Genomic DNA, 14,406 nt, shown 5'->3' on the forward strand with positions numbered 1-14,406 from the left:
TCAATCAGAGCAGAGGCTTTCTAGCCGCGAGGGTGCAAACAGTCGGGATGTTGGCAAAGCAAATTTATCTGAGAGGAAGATCATGCAATTAAGGAAGACAGCCCTTAGCTGGCTGCTGGGTGGTATTTCGACCCTGGGCCTGACCGGCCAGGTGCTAGCTGCACAAGCGGAGGAAGCTGCTTCCCCTCAGGAAGAGATCCCTCTGGAAGAACGCCTGGATAACTATCGTTCCCAACTGAGAGAACTCTATGAAGACTACAGTCAGGAACTGGAAGCCTATCCTTTTGATTACAGTGATACCCAGCTGGAAAAACGCTTGCAACAGGAATTAAGGCTGGATTCCAACCCCTTTGCTTTTACCCCCCACCAACGCAATTACCTGCTGCCGTTCAGCTACACCTCTGATACCAATGAAGAAGGTTTTGATGCCATTACCCAGGATGCTGATCTGCAACCGGTGGAAATCAAATTCCAATTCAGTCTCAAGGTGCCGGTCATGCAGCAGTGGCTTTCTGAAGAGGACAGCCTGCATCTGGCCTTTACCCAGACTTCCTGGTGGCAGGCCTATCATCGCGATGCCTCCCGCCCATTTCGGGAAAGTAATTACCAGCCGGAAATCTTCTATACCCACCGCAGTGATCTGCATTTTCTGGGCTTGCAGAACAACTACAATCGCCTGGGGATTGCCCATGAATCCAATGGCCGTACCAATCCGCAATCACGCAGTTGGAATTACATCTATTGGTCGACTGCCCTGGCCAAGGGGCGCTGGATGCTGGAGTTCAGCCCCCGCTACAAGCTGCCCCGCATTACCGGGGAGGCCAACAATCCGGATATCGAAGATTATCTGGGCTATTTTGATCTGACGCTGGCCTATGCCAACTGGAAGCAGGAATGGGTGGTGACTACCCAGGGTAATTTTGAAACGGAAAAAGGCGGGCTCCAGCTGGATTGGTCGTTTCCGATATTGGGACGTTTGCGAGGTCTGCTACAGGTCTATGGTGGCTACGGAGAAAGCCTGGTGGATTACAACCATGAGAATTATCGCATCAGCCTGGGCATCCAGTTTACCAATCAGCTCTTTGGTGAGAATTGAATGCCCTGCTGAGGTTTAGAGGGTCACCACCCGAAGTGCCAAGAGCAGGAGCAGGCAGCCAACCAGGCGATTGATCCAGATGGACTGGCGCTGTAACCAGGGCAGCACCTTGGAATGCGAAAGAGCATAGGCTACCAGCAGATACCAGCCGGTATCGATCCCGCAGGCGGTGGCGGCCAGGATCAGCTTGGCTTCCAAGCTTTGTCCGGGCTGAATGAACTGGGAGAAGAGGGCGATAAAAAAGATCGCCAGCTTGGGGTTCAAAAAGGCAACGAAGAAGCCATCACGCAAGGCCGCTTTAGTGCTGGTGGTGGCGACTTCTTCCGAGGTTTCCAGAGCACTGGCCCGGGTCGCTCTTAACGCCTGCCAGCCCATCCAGGCCAGATAGGCTGCCCCGGCATAAATCAGCAATTCATACAGCCAGGGCAGCTGTTCCAGCAGGCTGCCCAGACCCAAAACAACCAGCAGGGCATAAAGACCCACCCCGGCCCCGTGGGCCAGGCCGGTCAACATGCCATGGCGGCGGGAACCCTGAAGGGTATGCCGCAGAACCACGGCCAGACTGGGGCCGGGTGACATGGCACCCAGCAGGCAGATACTGGCAACAGACATCCAGGCTGTCAGTGTCATGGATCTTGCTCCTTGGAACCTAGGCGGCTGGTTGGGCAATCAGGTTGCGCTGATCGACACGAACCTCGGTCAACTCGACCTGCAGTTCATCGGTCAGGCGATAGATGATTTCATCTTTCAGCTGTACCCAGCCGTGATCGCCATCACAGGTCAATTCGTCCTTGTTGGCGTGGATGCTGGAGGCGGGGATAAACACCACTGCACCATTGGCCAGCAGACGGGCACGCATGCCGCCGCGATTGATGGCGATAATCTGGGCCGCAAAACGCTGACCGATCTGGGGTTCCAGAAAACGGGCATAGAGCCAGTCTTTGACGTCCCTTTCCGCCATGCGATTGATCTTGCGAGCCGCCGTGAGTTCTTCGGTCAGTTCGTCTTCCAGTTGTGGAGCCGGAGTATCCGCCAGCACTGCCTTGATCAGGCGGTGGTTAATCAGATCGCCATATTTACGGATGGGTGAGGTCCAGGTGGCATAGCTGCTAAAGCCCAGGCCAAAGTGGGGACCGGGTTCATTGGATAGCAGCGAGAAGCCCTGATGCTTGCGCAGACGTGAATCCAGCCAGCCGGAGGGGAGGTCATCCAACGCCAGGCGCAGATGGCGGAAACCGGCCAGGGTATCCAGATTTTCTGCTGTAAAGGCTTCGTCGTGGTAGGCCAGCCCCTGTTCTTCGATCAGTTCCAGCGCCTTGCCGACTTTTTCCGGATCAAAGCCGCGGTGGACATTGTAGATGCCCTTGCCCAGTTTCTGAGCCAGGAAGTCGGCCGCCGCGACGTTGGCCAGCAGCATGGCTTCTTCCACCATCTTGTGGGCCAAGCGTCTTGCTTCCACTTCGATGTCAGTAACCCGGCCTTCGGCATCCAGAACAAAACGGTAATCGGGCTGATCCTTGAACACCAGTGCGTTGTCATGCCGCCATTGCAGGCGGGTTTCGGCAAAGGCCTTGAGCTGGCGCAGTTGTTCGCCGATTTCATCGCTGGCCGGCTGCCAATCGCCTTGCTCTTCCAGCCAGTCAGAAACCAGTTGATAATCCAGTTTGGCTCGCGATTCCACCCAGGCTGCCTGAAAACGGGTGGTCTCCAGCAGCTTGCCTTGACTATCCAGTTCCAGGGTGGCAACCAGTGCCGGACGCCGAGCGGCCTCCTTGAGGGAGCAGAGGTCGTCAGACAACTCCTTGGGCAGCATGGTGACCGTGCGTGCAGGCAGGTAGAGGGTAAAAGCCCGGGTCTTGGCTTCAATATCAGCCGGGCTGCCTTCAGCGACATAGGCAGAAGGGTCGGCAATGGCGATCTGTAGCTGCCAACCACCTTCTTCACGGGGACGAATGCTCAGGGCATCATCCATATCCAGGGTGGAGGCACTGTCGATGGTAAAGAAAGGAATGTCGGTCAGGTCCTGCCTGTCCAGGGATTCAGGGTCGTTGAGCTGCCAGTCTTCTTCGATGACGGGCTGTTCATGGGGCAGGGCATGACGGGCCAGGATTACCCACCAGGGCGCATAGTGGTCATCCTTCTTGGCGACCAGTTCAGTCACCTCGATAAAAAAGCTCTTGTCCTGGGGACGCAGAGGGTGGCGTTCCAGAAAAGCCACCACCCAGTCACCATCTTCCAGGTCGGCATCCTTGAGACCGGAGACACAACGGCCCTTCAAGGGCAGTTTCAAATTGGGGTGATCAGGCACTACGGCCAGCTTGCCTTGCACTCTTTGTACTCGGCCGACAAAACGGTTCAGTGAGGCTTCCAGCAGTTCCTCGGGTTCGGCAATTTCGCGCATCTCTCCGTTGCGACCGGCTTCTTCACGCAGCAGGGCGCGCACCTGGTCACCATGCAGAACCTGTTTCATGTAGGGGGGGGGAACAAAAAAGCTCTTGCCGTCTTCGCATTCCAGGAAACCAAAGCCCTTGTCGGTTGCCTTGATTTTACCTTCTGCCCGGGGTGTGCTTTCGCGCAGCTGGCCTTTGAGCTGGGACAGGAGGTCATTATTTTTCAACAGTGCATTTTGCATTCAAAAACCTGTAACGGTGGGATTGAAAAGAAATCGGAGGTTTATTCATCGGCAGAATTCAGGCGTTCTTCCTGGCGCTGTTCTTGTCGCAGTTCATTGAGATTCTGGGCTGCAAAGTGGCCATACCAGACCGGGGCGGTACCGATTAAAAAGCCCAGAACGGCAAGCAGACTGCCCAGAATTTTGCGTTTTGGGCGCAGGCTGAGTCCAACCAGAACAACGGCCAGGCCGATAAAATGCAAAAAGAAAATGCTGGGTGCCATAAATACTTCCTGAAGTTGTTGACAAGGGTTGTCGCGAGTAAACTGGTATTTTAACTGACTTAAGTCTGCTTTTCAGCGTTGGAGTGCCTTATGATGCATCCCCGCAGTTTTTCCCATCAAGATGCCGCAGCAGTGGTTGCTGGCGTGCAAATGAATACCAGTGACGACTGGCAGGCCAATCTGGCCCGGGCCGAAGAATTGATCACCCAGGCTGCAGAGGCTGGTGCCGAGCTGGTGGCTCTGCCCGAGTTCTTTCCCCTGATTTCCGGCGACCGTCAGCTGAAGCTGGATCTGGCCGAAGAAGAGGGTAAAGGGCCCCTGCAGGAGGCGCTGGCCGCCCTGGCCGCACGCCTGGGCATTTGGCTGGTGGCCGGCAGTCTGCCCCTGAAAAGCTATGTCGCCGACAAGACTACCAATACCTGCCTGGTCTATGGTCCGGATGGCCGCCAGGTGGTTCGTTACGACAAGATACATCTGTTTGGTTTTCAAAAGGATGGTGAAAGCTACAACGAAAGCGAGACGCTGGTTCCCGGCAATCAGCCGGTCACTTTTGATACACCTTTCGGCCGGGTAGGGCTGGCTATCTGCTATGACCTGCGTTTTCCCGAGCTGTTCCGGGCGCTGGATGAGGTGGATCTTCTGGTCATTCCTGCTGCCTTTACCGTTCCTACCGGCCAGGCTCATTGGGAGCTACTCCTGCGGGCTCGAGCTGTGGAAAATCAGTGTTATGTACTGGCCCCGGCTCAGGTCGGTCAGCATGCCGATGGTCGCAAAACCTGGGGCCATACTCTGCTGATTGACCCCTGGGGAGAGGTGGTGTCCTGCTTGCCCCAGGGAGAAGGCAGCGTGCTGGGTGAGTTGAACAGCCAGCGTCTGCAGGAAATCCGAACCCAATTACCCGCCTTGAGTAACCGGCGTCTCTGAAGCTTCGTCATTATCTTCATCGGCCGGATCCTTCCAGATCTCCAGGGTTTCCTTGAGCAGCCAGGCATGGCTTTGCTCAGGTTCCCGCTCCAGGGCCAGAAGGGTGACCTTGCCTTTCTGGGCTTGGGCTCTTAGTGCACGAAGTTCTTCGGGCCGGGTATAGAGTTCGTTGCGGTAGAGGCGTGCGAATTCTTTCCAGTCAATATCTTCCCGATTCAAGCGGCGTTTAAGTGCGCTGCTGGGTGCAGCATCACGCCACCAGTGGTCGACATCCAGTTCGTTACGGTCACGGTCATGTGGCCAGAGGCGATCGACCAGAATCCGGGTGCCGTCCTCAGGTTCGCTGGGTGCATAGATCCATTTGATAAAAACGGGATATTTCATGGCTTTTTCCCTGATTCTTCAGTGAAGCCGGCGGCTCACTCGGTTAGAATGGCTGCTTTTCTGCTGGCTCGAACTTGTTTCTTCCCTTGGGGGTATTTTTTGTCTGTTTCCTTGTCCATCTGGCTGCGTCCACTGACTCTGCTTTCACAAGATGATCGTGAAAATGCTGAAATCCTGGCCGAGTTGCGCCTGAGTCATCTGGCCGACGCCTATGCCTATTTATACCAAGCCTGGCAGGAAAAAACAGCCGATAAACTCCTGACCAGTATACAGGTTATCCAGGCTTTGGATCGACTCCACTGGTTGGATGCAGATGAAAGCCAAGCCTGGTTGGGTCTGTTTGCCCGGCGTTTGCAGCAGACCTTTCCTCAAGCTGCTGCCCTTCTGGAAGAGTTGGAAAGCAAAAATTATCCTCAGGTGCGCCTGCAAAAACTTCAGGCAGCCGACTGGACGCGCTGGCACGAGGAGCTGGATATACCCTGGATTGCCTGCCCGGATCGGGTGACTCTGCCGCCGGAATTGCAGGTGCGCTCGACACCGATCGGTTATGCCCTGGCCGTGCGTTCTTCCAGTTTTGTTATCTATCGCCAGCCGCTGAAAGATCCGGAAAGCTTGCGTGAACGCTTCTGGCCGGATGTTAAATCCACTCTCAACACCTATTGGCAGGTGCATACAGCCAATGATTGCCTGCAGTTGATTTTCTGGTTGGGCGGTCAGGGGCAGCGTTATGCCTGGCAACTGGATTATCAGTGGTTACGCACCGCCGAAGAGGAAGACAAGAGCAACTGGTATCGTGAACTGCCGGAAGGTTTTGAAGGCTATGCCCAGCTACTGGAAGAAAAGGTAGCCACCGGTGGCGACGAGCTGGATGTTGCCGCCTGGGACTGGGTGAGAATGGCTGATCTGGCCTTGGCCGGTTATCTGGCCGGCTATCTGAGCGCAACCCAGTGGCGCAGTTTTGCCCTGGTAGCCCTCTGGTTGCTGCGCAGTCGTTACAGCTCCTGGGAGGCTCTGGCAGACAGCTATCTGCTGGGGTATCAGCTGTGGCAGACGCAAACCGATTTCAGCCTGAGCCCGGAACTGGAAGTAACCTGGCAGCAGCTACTGACATTGCCCTTTTCGCCCTTGAAGCAACTGGATTGGCAGGCGCTATCGCTGGATCATCCCGATTTTCGTGATGCTTTGAGTTTCTATTCCCAACAGTTGGATGATCCCCTGATGTTGGGAAGTCTGCTGGCCAGCCTGCGTGATGATGTCAGTCTGCTGACCGGTCTGGCCCTGGATGATTTGCCGTCCAGTCGCAAAAATGAGGCCAGGGACTATCTCTTTGCCGGTCTGGATATTCATCCGGACGAGCAGTTAACCGCTACCCTGGCCCGTTTCTGGCAGCCAGGCCGGGTGCATCATTATGATCAGCTGGCACTAAATAGTCGGGTCGGCAAGCAACCTCTGCTGCCGGATAACCTGGCAGCCGTGGAGGCTGTCTGGGAGACCTGGCGGGAACAGGCACCCCAATTGGCTCAATTGGTGGCCCATCCTGCGGGCATCATCATGGCGGAAAAATACGCCTTCTATCTGGTCAAGGCCCTGGAAACCGATCACTACCCCTTGGAAGAAATCCAGCAACTGGCTCTGGCATTAAAGGATTATCTCAGTTGGCACTATTCCTCGGCCCTGGATCTGCTCCAAGCCTGGCAGGCCTGGGACAGGGTGTTGGGGCAGGACAGTGAAGAGCGCCCTCTCAGTAATGAGTTGAACTGGCATCTGCAGGATGCTGGCAGCCTCTTTCGGTTTTTGCCCTGGAAACGGCCTCCGGCGCGTCTGGTCGAGCCGGGCAAACCGGTTTCCGAAGCTGATCTGGCAACCCTTAATCTGGTCGGTCCCCTGACGGGTCTCCACTGGTCCTGGCCGGAAAAGCTGCCCCAGCATCCGCGTCAGGAATTAAAGAATCTATTACAGGATACCCACCTGTTTCAGGATGCCGGTGATCTCAAGGATTACCTGAACCACCTGCTGGTAGCCGGGGATCGTCAGGAATACATGATTGTCTTCTCGCCCTTTACCCTCAACAGCCAGCGTCTGGAGCATGAAATCGAAGCCCAGCAGCAAGAAGGCCGGGATGATGAGCAGGAAGGCTATTACCAGCGGCTGCTTCGGGTCAGAGATAATGTGCTGGGTGTCAATGACGTTGATCTGACGGCCTGGGACATGGCTCAACTGGTGGATCTGGCCGTGGCCGGTTATCAGCTGGACTGGCTCTCCGATGCTGAGCTCAGGGAGTGGTTGGGTAAGGCCCGTAGCTTGATTACCCGTGAATATACCGGCTGGTCGGATTTTGCCCAGGCATTACTGGCCGGGTATAACTTTTTCATGCATGAAACCGAAAAGCGTGAAGAGCTGCTGGAGGTTTTCAGCCAACGGCTGCTTAGTCTGCTGATTGCTGTGCCCGCCCAGGCCGGGCTTTGGTACACCCTGGCCTGGCCGGGTGATCGGCAGCCGGCCTGGAATCATTCAGCCGCCAGTTTGACCGGAAACCAGCGGCTGCATTGAGGCTTTAGCTACCCTGGAGATGATCCCGCCCGTGAGGACGATCCAGATCCAGATCCGGTCCCAGGGGCACCACCCGGGTGGGATTGATCATATCGTGGCTTTCATAGTAGTGGCCCTTGATATGCTGGAAGTTGACCGTCTGCTTGACCCCTGGCCACTGGTACAGCTCGCGTAGATAACCGGAAAGGTGGGGGTAGTCCTCCAGGCGTCTGAGGTTGCATTTGAAGTGCCCCACATAAACGGCATCAAAGCGAATCAGGGTGGTGAACAGGCGCCAGTCGGCTTCGGTGATGACGGAACCACAGAGGTAGCGCCGGTCAGCCAGGCGTTCATCCAGCCAGTCCAGCGCCTTGAAAAGCGGAACCACTGCCTCTTCATAAGCCGTCTGGGTGGTGGCAAAACCTGCCTTGTAAACCCCGTTATTGACCTCGTCATAGACCCGGGCATTGATGGCATCGATTTCCTCGCGCAGCGGCTCGGGGTAGTAGTCGCCTTCTTTGGCTCCCTGGCCATCAAACGCGGAATTGAACATGCGCAGTATCTCTGCCGATTCATTACTCACGGCTGTCTGTCGCTTTTTATCCCACAAGAGGGGCACGGTGACCCGACCGGTATATTGTGGGTCGGCTGCGGTATAGACCTGATGCAGAAAGCGGGCCTGATGCAGGGGATCGGGCTGCACACCAGGGCCTTCGGCAAAGGTCCAGCCATTTTCTCCCATAAACCAGTGGACCACAGAGAGATCAATCATCTGCTCCAGACCCTTGAGCTGGCGCAGGATCAGGGTGCGATGCGCCCAGGGGCAGGCCAGGGACACGTATAAATGGTAGCGGCCAGGTTCGGCTTCAAAACCGCCTTCCCCACTGGGGCCGGGGCGACCATCTGCGGTGACCCAGTTGCGGAACTGGCTTTCCGAACGCTGGAAGCGTCCACCGGTTGAGTCAGTGTCATACCACTGATCCTGCCATTGGCCTTCGACCAGAAGTCCCATGAGATCTCCTCTTGCTTGGGTTGTTTATTGGTCAGTATAGCGGATAGGCTGTCTGTGGACAGGATTGTAGCAGTAATGTATAAGAAACTCTCAACTCTTTGGATAGGAAACGGCTATGCCCAAGCAGGAACCCAAAGATCTGGATCACTTTCTGGGTGATTTGCGTCGTGCTCTCAAAGCTCAGGAACGCTATCTGCTCAATGTTTTTTTTCTTCTTCAGTTCCCTGAAGCCGAGGGGGGACTCGACCCTGGTTTTGATCCGCAAAGTGCTACGGGTTTTGTGCACTGGTTGGCCGATCACTATACCGAGGAGGTGCGCGATAATGTCTTTTTTCGTCGCCTTCTCTTGCAGCAGGAGGAGCTGGGGCGTCAGGCTAATCAACTCCTGCAAGCAGCCCGAGATCAGACCCTGCAAGCGGCTGACTATGCCAATTTCCTGCGCGCCATCCAGCGTTTCAATGAACTGGGTGACCAGTTGCGCACTGAAGTGACTTCCTCGCTGATTGAACTGGATGAATTGACCGGATTATTGAACCGCAATGTCATGGAGCGTGATCTGGGAGAAGAGCTCGAACATGTTCGCCGCAGTGGGCGTGATTTTTCAGTGGCCATGCTGGATCTGGATCATTTCAAGGCCGTTAATGACAACCATGGTCACACCTTTGGTGATTGTATCCTTTTGCAACTGGCAACAACGCTGGAAGCCAGCCTGCGGCCCTATGACCGTATTTATCGCTATGGGGGGGAGGAATTTCTGGTGCTCTTGCAGGATACTCCCTTGGATGAGGCCATGCCGGTTCTCGAGCGTCTGAGAGCGGAGGTGGCTGCCACACCGATGGGTGATAAGACGCAAAAAATCAATATCAGCATTTCCCTGGGCGTGGCGGCTGCCTCCAGCTTTTCACAGGTGCAGGATCTGGTTGAAGCGGCCGACCAGGCCCTTTATGCCGCCAAGGAGTCCGGACGCAACCGGGTCTGTCGGGCCAGCGAGTGATTCAGGCCGGAATGGCCATTTTAACCTGGTTACGGCCTGCCTGTTTGGCTTGGTAGAGCGCCTTGTCAGCCTGTTTAAGCAACTCCTTGCTGCTCTGGGCTGTTCCCGGCCAGCAAGCAATACCCAGGGAGATGGTGATCTGTCCCAGGTCTTCGCCCTGATACGCCAGAGGCCGGGCAGCGACCTTCTGCCTCAGTTCTTCAGCCCGGCGAGCGGCCGTTTCTGCGTTGGCTCCCGGCATGATGACAACAAACTCCTCACCGCCGAAACGGCAGGGGAGGTCGGTTTCGCGGAAATGCTCCAGAAGCACACTGGCCAGGGTTCTCAGGACCATATCACCGGCATCGTGACCAAAGTTATCGTTGAAGAATTTGAAGTGGTCAATATCGCAAATCAGGATCGACAGACTGGTTTTGTTACGCTTGGCCAGGGTTAGCTCCCTGTCCAGCGCATCATCCAGAAAACGCCGGTTTTTCAGGCCGGTTAGTGCATCCTCATAAGAGAGACGATGCAAATCCTGACGGATCTTGATGCCTGTCAGGGTCATGGCCAGGCGCTCACTGACCCGATTCATGAAGGCATCCAGTTGCTGTAACTGCTGCTGATCACTGAGCGAGGCATCTGGGTTGAGTTGCAGACGGGCAAAAGGACGCGCCCCCAGATTGAGATCTTCCAGAATCAGTGGCCATTGATAGGCGCTGCTGGTGTCACCCGTCAAGGAAGGACCAGGGTCATCCACTAGATGCAGGCTGACCTGATAGGGCTGGAAGAGCTGCGGCAACTTGTGAATCAGATAGTCGGTGGCTTCTTCCAGGGTGGTGGCTCCCTGTAACTGACTGACCAGACCTTCCAGTTCCTGGGAGTAACGATTTAGCAGCCCCAATTGGCTGGATCTCTGACGTTCCAGTTGGGCATAGGTTTGCAGGGTGCTGGTTCTTTCCTTGACTCTTTCTTCCAGGGTGGCATTGAGCTGCCGAATTCTGGCCTGGGTGTGCTGGTACTCGCGCAAGGCCAGCAGCATGACCGCCAGGGCAAAAATCAGGACGCCCACTGCCAGGGGGAAACGCCCCCAAGGCAGGAAGCCATGCGCTATGGCCATATCCACCAGCAGGAAGGCCGCCAGTATCCAGTAAGCCAGCATGACCAGCCGTTGATCGCTGTTAAGGCGACGGAAGTGGCGCCCGGTGATCAGTAGTAACCAGAGGAGACTGAGGGTGAAGAGTAAATCAAACACCGGATAGGTGATCGACAGTTGCACCAGTCCCAAAAGGGCTGCAGCCGGGGCCAGCAGGAGATAAACCAGGTGGACCCAGGCCAGATGTTGCAGGTGCTGGGTGAGTGGTGGTGGCAACCAGCAGGCCAGAAGGCGTGTAATGAACAGGGGCAAAGCAAAATAGGCGGTGGCTGCCAGATAGGTTTTCAGCAGGGGTGCCTGAATCACTAATTGCACGGCCTGATTTTCACCCAGTAGCAAAGCACCGGCCGAAAGAGTCAGCAGTCCCAGGTAGATGTAGGCTTGCCGATGCGGCTGCATGGCTGCAAAAGCAAAGGCTACCAGGGCCATCAGGCCGCAAAAACCGGCGACCAGTAAATCCAGCCAGGCGTTATCGAGGATCTCCAGAAGCAAATCGGATCTTTCCAGCAGCTTGACCTCACCCCAGAGACCGATATCCGTGTAGTCGGAGTAGACACGCACATATAGTTCCTTGCCGGAAAAATCGGCAGGCAGTTCGATCAGGTGCCAGGGCCAGCCCTGAAAAGAGCCGCCTTCCTCGGCATCCAGCTGCCCAAACTGATAGATCTTTTCTCCGTCGAGATAGAACTCTGCCAGCAGATCAATGCTGTAGATATAAATGACGGGGTCCTCCCAGGTATTATCCGGTAGCTGGGTGCGATACCAGACCCAGGTTTGGCCTTGACGCTGGGGCGGGTTGGAAGGGAAATCGATGGCCTGCCAGTCTTCAGGGTTAGCTGCTTGTGTCCATTCCGGTATGGCTGCGTTAAAGGGGGAATCTCCCCAGCGGTACTCCCAGCCCTTCAGGTGTTGGGGGGCATCAGCCAAGAGGGGTGAAGTCGAGAGCAACAATAATAAGAGCGCCGCTAAAAGACGCAAAACAACTGAAGGCAAGGTGAAGAGTCGGGACATGGCACATCCAAAGATTCTAATCTTTGACTGCTATTCTTCCTGATTTACTCTAGCTTTACCAGTCGTTTAGTGTTTTTTTGTAATCTTTTTTATTTGAAACAAAGTCAGACGCCTAGCCAGACGCGAATCTCGCGTAACCAGGGTAGATCAGCTGCTTTTTGCTTCAAGCGGATTTCCAGATCCTCGATCTCATCCAGGGGTAATTGTTCAGCCCGGTAAAAGAGGTCGACATCAATCTTCTGATCCAGATAATGCAGGGTGGTTTGATGGGGTTGTTCATAATGCTGATCCCCTTGCCAGCGCTTTTCCAGCAGTTCCAGAACATCCGGGCGCAGGGGCAGCATCTTGTCCGGATCCGGGTTGTCGGTTTCAGCATCGTCTTCCGGATCGATATGAAAAGTGATATCGGAGATGTGAGGAAAGGTTTCGCGCAGGCGATGGGCGACCCAAACCCCGATTTCATGGCCTTCAGAAACACTGGCGTGGGGAGCAACCTGCAAATGAATATCGAGCAGGCTGCGACTGCCCATGGTCCGGGTGCGCAGGTGGTGGAGGTCGCGTACGCCGGGTACGCTTTGCACGGTGGCCCGGATTTTGTTGACTTCTTCGGCAGGTAGGGCGGTATCCACCAGTTCCTTGAGGCTGTCCCAGATTAATTGCATGCCGATGTGTGCCACCATCAGGCCGACCAGGATGGCTGCAAACTGATCCAGCCAGGGAAAGCCGAGCAGAGCGCCGCCCACTCCGACAAACACCACGATCGAGGAAAGGGAGTCCGTACGGTGATGCCAGGCATTGGCTTCCAGGAGTTTGGAAGCAATACGCCGAGCAATTCTGCGGGTGTAGAAAAAGATCCATTCCTTGCTGAGGATGGAAATCAGGGCTGCAACCAGAGCCAGAACACCGGGAATAATGACTTCACCGGGTTCCAGCAGGCGGTTGATGCTATCCCAGATCAAGGCCCCGGCCACGGCAATCAAAAGCGTGCCCAGTATCAGCGTCGCCAGGGTTTCATAGCGGTCATGACCGTAGGGATGATCCTTGTCAGCACTTTGGCGTCCAAAATGCGAAGCAGCCAAGACTAGGATATCGCTGAGTAGATCTGACAGGGAGTGGATGCCATCAGCTACCAAGGAGTGGGAGTTGGCCCAGAAGCCAACGGCGATTTTGAAGGAGCCATTCAGGGCATTGACCAGGGCACCGATCAGGGTGACTTTTCTGGCGGCCTGAGCTTCCGTTTCCTTGGGCTTGGCTGTCATCAGAGGCGCTTCAGGTAGTTTTTAACCGGGTTGGCGTACATGGTCAGCCAGTGTTTACGGTATTCCGGCGGGCAGGCTGCCAAGTGTTCATTAAAGGCTGCCCGGGTGGCGGTGTCAAATTCCGGTAGCGCCATATCACCCAGTTCGTCCAGGGCTTCCAGAGCCAGATAATTGCTGGGAAAGAGGCGATAGAGCCGGCTGATCTGCGCATCGATGGCCTGGGCAGCGCTGGCCGGGGATTGCATTTCCTCATTGGTCAGGGGTTTGCCAAAGGCTACCTGTACCCGGCCCTTGTAACCGGCAATGCCCTGGGCAATGCTGGTGATGTCTTCAAACTCTGCCTTGGCATATTCGCCTTCTTCTTCCAGGGTGGCCAGTTCGCGTGCCTTCTGAACGCCCAGGGGATCATATTCGTAGCTGAGGGCGACGGGAATAATATTCAGGCTGCCCAGAATTTCAGCAAAAGACTTGTCCGATTTTTTCTCGGCCATGCAAAACATCTTGATAATGGCCGGATCGGTATGGTCGATACCATCCTTAGCGCGGCCTTCACGCTGGGCAATCCAGATGGATTGTTGTTCGTTTTTCAGGGTGTGGTGGATATATTCCGATAGCAGCTTGAAAGCGGCCATCATCTGGCGAACCCCCTTGGCCGAACGCTGGACCACAAAGCTTTTGTTCAGGCGCATCAGGTCGGTGACCCAGGGTTTTTGCAGCAGGTTGTCGCCAATGGCAATGCGGGCCGTGGTTTTTTCCCGGGTATGCAGGGCATAGTTGACCAGGGCGGGATCCATGGCAATATCGCGATGGTTACTGACAAACAGGTAGCTCTGGTCCTGATCCAATTCCTCCAGGCCATCAACGCTAAAGCCTTTGCTGGTGGTGGCCAGCATACGGGCCACATAACCGGCGACATAGAGTTGCAGATCATCAATCGAGTGGATCTTGGCCAGGCGCTTTTTCAGTACCCGACTCAGCAGCAATCTGAGCAAGGGGGCCACAAAAGACGTGGCTAGGCGGGGGAATTTAAAACGCAAAAGGGCGGTTAGCAGTTCCTGGTCTTCAGCCAGGCGCTCCAGCACCTCTTCAACTTCCTCGTCCCGGTAAGGGCGGATGGCATCAAAAGCCTCGGGTGAGGCATTCATCAGACGGGTTTCCATGGGTAAA

At 55.5% G+C, this 14,406-nt stretch carries 12 protein-coding genes; 4 read left to right on the top strand and 8 right to left on the bottom strand.

The features are described from left to right. Positions 1-82 precede the first annotated feature (82 nt). Complete coding sequence (locus tag DFK18_RS00220; RefSeq protein ID WP_114416198.1) at positions 83-1,096, top strand: phospholipase A; 1,014 nt, start codon at positions 83-85, stop codon at positions 1,094-1,096. A gap of 15 nt (positions 1,097-1,111) precedes the next feature. Here DFK18_RS00220 and DFK18_RS00225 read toward each other — a convergent pair whose 3' ends face one another. The 3 genes from DFK18_RS00225 to DFK18_RS00235 are packed head-to-tail and all read right to left on the bottom strand — an operon-like array spanning position 1,112 to position 3,991. Beyond that, positions 1,112-1,726: a LysE family translocator gene (locus DFK18_RS00225; protein WP_114416199.1), complete on the bottom strand. Its 615-nt coding sequence runs from the start codon at positions 1,724-1,726 to the stop codon at positions 1,112-1,114. 19 nt (positions 1,727-1,745) lie between these two features. Next, on the bottom strand, positions 1,746-3,728 hold the full coding sequence (locus tag DFK18_RS00230; RefSeq protein WP_114416200.1) for an exoribonuclease II: 1,983 nt from the start codon (positions 3,726-3,728) through the stop codon (positions 1,746-1,748). Between the two features lie 41 nt (positions 3,729-3,769). Further along, positions 3,770-3,991, bottom strand: a complete 222-nt coding sequence (locus DFK18_RS00235; RefSeq protein WP_114416201.1) for a hypothetical protein — start codon at positions 3,989-3,991, stop codon at positions 3,770-3,772. Between the two features lie 90 nt (positions 3,992-4,081). Here DFK18_RS00235 and DFK18_RS00240 point away from each other — a divergent pair, with 90 nt between their 5' ends. After that, the gene (locus DFK18_RS00240; RefSeq protein WP_218563862.1) at positions 4,082-4,915 is read left to right on the top strand and encodes a carbon-nitrogen hydrolase family protein; all 834 of its coding nucleotides are present in this window, start codon (positions 4,082-4,084) and stop codon (positions 4,913-4,915) included. Here DFK18_RS00240 and DFK18_RS00245 read toward each other — a convergent pair. Continuing rightward, entirely contained in the window at positions 4,886-5,299 is a 414-nt protein-coding gene (locus tag DFK18_RS00245; RefSeq protein ID WP_114416614.1) for a DUF488 domain-containing protein, read from the bottom strand. The two genes, DFK18_RS00240 and DFK18_RS00245, sit on opposite strands and share 30 nt — an antisense overlap. A gap of 99 nt (positions 5,300-5,398) precedes the next feature. Here DFK18_RS00245 and DFK18_RS00250 point away from each other — a divergent pair, with 99 nt between their 5' ends. Further along, positions 5,399-7,849 (top strand): YbeU/YbeR family protein, encoded by a 2,451-nt coding sequence (locus DFK18_RS00250; protein WP_162299639.1) that lies wholly within the window; start codon positions 5,399-5,401, stop codon positions 7,847-7,849. A gap of 4 nt (positions 7,850-7,853) precedes the next feature. Here DFK18_RS00250 and DFK18_RS00255 read toward each other — a convergent pair whose 3' ends face one another. Further along, positions 7,854-8,840 (bottom strand): glutathione S-transferase family protein, encoded by a 987-nt coding sequence (locus DFK18_RS00255; protein WP_114416203.1) that lies wholly within the window; start codon positions 8,838-8,840, stop codon positions 7,854-7,856. Positions 8,841-8,955: 115 nt separating this feature from the next. Between DFK18_RS00255 and DFK18_RS00260 the strand changes: the two genes are divergently transcribed. Next, complete coding sequence (locus tag DFK18_RS00260; RefSeq protein WP_114416204.1) at positions 8,956-9,834, top strand: diguanylate cyclase; 879 nt, start codon at positions 8,956-8,958, stop codon at positions 9,832-9,834. A 1-nt stretch (position 9,835) separates the two neighbouring features. Here DFK18_RS00260 and DFK18_RS00265 read toward each other — a convergent pair whose 3' ends face one another. From DFK18_RS00265 to DFK18_RS00275, 3 genes are all read right to left on the bottom strand, one after another. Beyond that, positions 9,836-11,980, bottom strand: a complete 2,145-nt coding sequence (locus tag DFK18_RS00265; RefSeq protein ID WP_114416205.1) for a GGDEF domain-containing protein — start codon at positions 11,978-11,980, stop codon at positions 9,836-9,838. Positions 11,981-12,084: 104 nt separating this feature from the next. Beyond that, entirely contained in the window at positions 12,085-13,239 is a 1,155-nt protein-coding gene (locus tag DFK18_RS00270; protein WP_114416206.1) for a cation diffusion facilitator family transporter, read from the bottom strand. Continuing rightward, entirely contained in the window at positions 13,239-14,399 is a 1,161-nt protein-coding gene (locus DFK18_RS00275; RefSeq protein ID WP_114416207.1) for a 1-acyl-sn-glycerol-3-phosphate acyltransferase, read from the bottom strand. The genes DFK18_RS00270 and DFK18_RS00275 overlap by 1 nt, the downstream gene beginning before the upstream one ends. Between the last annotated feature and the right edge of the window lie 7 nt (positions 14,400-14,406).

It is taken from the genome of Marinospirillum perlucidum, assembly GCF_003336805.1.
GTDB classification, from domain to species: Bacteria; Pseudomonadota; Gammaproteobacteria; order Pseudomonadales; family Halomonadaceae; genus Marinospirillum; species Marinospirillum perlucidum.

Bases quoted from the DNA above. Each gene is read 5' to 3' on its own strand.
- DFK18_RS00220 (WP_114416198.1), top strand. From the start codon at position 83: ATGCAATTAAGGAAGACAGCCCTTAGCTGGCTGCTGGGTGGTATTTCG.
- DFK18_RS00225 (WP_114416199.1), bottom strand. From the start codon at position 1,726: ATGACACTGACAGCCTGGATGTCTGTTGCCAGTATCTGCCTGCTGGGT.
- DFK18_RS00230 (WP_114416200.1), bottom strand. From the start codon at position 3,728: ATGCAAAATGCACTGTTGAAAAATAATGACCTCCTGTCCCAGCTCAAA.
- DFK18_RS00235 (WP_114416201.1), bottom strand. From the start codon at position 3,991: ATGGCACCCAGCATTTTCTTTTTGCATTTTATCGGCCTGGCCGTTGTT.
- DFK18_RS00240 (WP_218563862.1), top strand. From the start codon at position 4,082: ATGATGCATCCCCGCAGTTTTTCCCATCAAGATGCCGCAGCAGTGGTT.
- DFK18_RS00245 (WP_114416614.1), bottom strand. From the start codon at position 5,299: ATGAAATATCCCGTTTTTATCAAATGGATCTATGCACCCAGCGAACCT.
- DFK18_RS00255 (WP_114416203.1), bottom strand. From the start codon at position 8,840: ATGGGACTTCTGGTCGAAGGCCAATGGCAGGATCAGTGGTATGACACT.
- DFK18_RS00260 (WP_114416204.1), top strand. From the start codon at position 8,956: ATGCCCAAGCAGGAACCCAAAGATCTGGATCACTTTCTGGGTGATTTG.
- DFK18_RS00265 (WP_114416205.1), bottom strand. From the start codon at position 11,980: ATGTCCCGACTCTTCACCTTGCCTTCAGTTGTTTTGCGTCTTTTAGCG.
- DFK18_RS00270 (WP_114416206.1), bottom strand. From the start codon at position 13,239: ATGACAGCCAAGCCCAAGGAAACGGAAGCTCAGGCCGCCAGAAAAGTC.
- DFK18_RS00275 (WP_114416207.1), bottom strand. From the start codon at position 14,399: ATGGAAACCCGTCTGATGAATGCCTCACCCGAGGCTTTTGATGCCATC.